The 2,232-nt window shown below is 53.7% G+C and carries 1 protein-coding gene and 1 pseudogene; both read right to left on the bottom strand.

Annotated elements, in window-relative coordinates; translation table 11 throughout:
* Positions 1-68: 68 nt before the first annotated feature.
* Positions 69-245: pseudogene (locus ASH01S_RS18230) on the bottom strand (ATP-binding protein); the annotation flags it as partial.
* Between the two features lie 419 nt (positions 246-664).
* Positions 665-1,885, bottom strand: a complete 1,221-nt coding sequence (locus tag ASH01S_RS17475; RefSeq protein WP_067929711.1) for an IS110 family RNA-guided transposase — start codon at positions 1,883-1,885, stop codon at positions 665-667.
* Between the last annotated feature and the right edge of the window lie 347 nt (positions 1,886-2,232).

Raw genomic sequence — 2,232 nt, 5'->3', positions numbered from 1 at the left:
GTGTTTTCCGCAAGTAAAAAGTGCAGAGAAACGCTGCGGATTTGTGCATAGGCACCGCTAACTGAAGATTACGATGACTTCACTCCAGATAGGGCATGTTGCAACCGGCAGCTTTCGCCGGTGAACGCCAGGACATGTGCGTGGTGGACGAGCCGATCCACGAGTGCGGCTGTCAGCCTGGCATCACCAAAGACAGTGTTCCACTGACCAAACTCAAGGTTCGAGGTCACAATCACACTCTCTCTAAGATCTTTCGTTTTCTCCCTCATTCTAGCTCATTCGCAGTATTTCTCGTTTGACTCTACAAAAAGATTGTGCGGAAAATACGGGTATGACGCCTGGATCGGATACATGGGTGTGTGTAAACAGAGGCTATGCCCCTTTTTCTAAAATATGGTCGCACATTGGATGTCCACATTCACCTTTGTGGCTTACCCTCTCATGTCTCCCAGGGTCTCAGTTGAGCCCGTGAAATTCCATCGTTCTGCCTGTAAAAGGGTGGATGCCGTGTTCTGCTGCACTCCAGGGTCGTTGCCCTCATAAAAACGCTCGTACCGGCTAATCCGTGCTTCGTTTGTCGGTTGATCTACTACTGTGAAAATGGACAAAAAAAGGTAACACTTCCTATTCCGCAGTTCTTGAATGGATATTTATGTATATTAATTCAGGAGGCTTCCCCAGTGATGACGACTTGTACGCCCAGTTGCTTCAGCCGATGCACGTGGCGTCGAATCAACGTTTCTCGATTTTGTCGATCGTAGTAGTCAGGTCCCAGGTCTTGATAGGTAACCTTGTGCTTAAGCAGGTGGTATACAATGACCAGCAGGGTGTGCGCCAGAGCGACCGCTGCACGTTTCGTTCCCCGGCGCGCGGCGATCCGGTGATAGCGGGCGGAAAGACGGGTATTTTTGCTTCGAGCCGCGGCTCGCGCGCATTCGATCATCGTCTCTCGCAACCATCCGTCACCCTTGCGAGTTTTTCCACTGTATCGTTTTCCCGCGCTCTCGTGGTTCCCGGGACACAGTCCTGCCCAGGATGCCAGATGCGCTGCAGTCGGAAACCGACTCATATCCGTCCCGACTTCCGCCAGAATCATTTCTGCAGCCTTTCGCCCAACCCCCGCAATCCCCTCAAGACGCGCCAGGTCTTCTTCAAAAGGGCGCATCCGCCGCGCGATCTCGGCGCTCACTTCCTCGATTAACTCGTCCAACTCATCGATGTGTTGAAGCTGAATGGCCAGCAGCTTGCGCTGATGAGGACGCACAATGCCTTTAAGCGCTTGCTCAAGCTCCTTCGTCTTGTTTCGCAATCGGCCTTTCGCGATAGCAGCCATGCTTTGTTCATCGGTGTTCCCAGCGATGAGTTCTTCCAGCATCGCGCGCCCGCTCACACCGAGCACATCCGAGGCGACCGACGCCAGCTTGATGTTCGCCCCTTCGAGGACCTTCTGCAGACGGTTCACCTCGTTGGCTCGCTCGCGAATGAGCGACTTCCGGTAACGAATCAGCTCACGCAACTCTCGTTGCTCACGCGAGGGAATGTAGCTGCCCTTCAGAAGTCCATGTTGCAGAAGCTGCGCGATCCATTCCGCATCTTTGACGTCGGTCTTGCGCCCAGGTACCTGTTTGATGTGCTGTGCGTTCACCACAAGAATTTCAAGCCCCTGGTCCTCTAAAAGGTTGTAAATCGGCTTCCAGTATACCCCCGTGCTCTCCATCGCCACATGCGTACAACCATGTTGGCGAATCCATTGACACATCGCTTGGAGATCTTCCGTCATCGTGCCGAATGTGTGAATCTCTTTGGCTTCAGGGGTGAGTACACACGCAACGACCTTCTTCTTGTGCACATCCAGCCCACAGCAATATTCATGCACGACTTCCATCCCACGGGCACCTCCACCGAGCGAACAATCGCAACCGCGTGGCGACCGATGATCCGAATTCTACTGTGCGTGCATCCCGTAGGGGAGCGACAAACCGTGGTTCTCGAGGTCGCCGGCTCCGTCTTACGATCGGGCTTTATGCACCACCGTCAAACGAGCTCTGGCGGCTGCTGACGGTATCGTATCGCAATATCTCTTCATTTTCATGCTCCCGTGAAGTCGAAGTTCGACATGGATGTCTTCGTCGACGAATTGCGTCCTCTCTATAGTCTCAAGACCCCCTGGTTCAGCTTCGGTTCAAACCACACCGGCAACCCGCGATGGCCTATACCCGAAAGTGAGCGATG

It is taken from the genome of Alicyclobacillus shizuokensis NBRC 103103 (genome assembly GCF_001552255.1).
GTDB classification, from domain to species: domain Bacteria; phylum Bacillota; class Bacilli; order Alicyclobacillales; family Alicyclobacillaceae; genus Alicyclobacillus_G; species Alicyclobacillus_G shizuokensis.
The sequence above is the reverse complement of the archived record's forward strand: the minus strand, read 5'-3'. Positions and strand labels throughout refer to the sequence as shown.

Coding starts and splice junctions, on each gene's coding strand:
- ASH01S_RS17475 (WP_067929711.1), bottom strand. CDS start 1,885: ATGGAAGTCGTGCATGAATATTGCTGTGGGCTGGATGTGCACAAGAAG.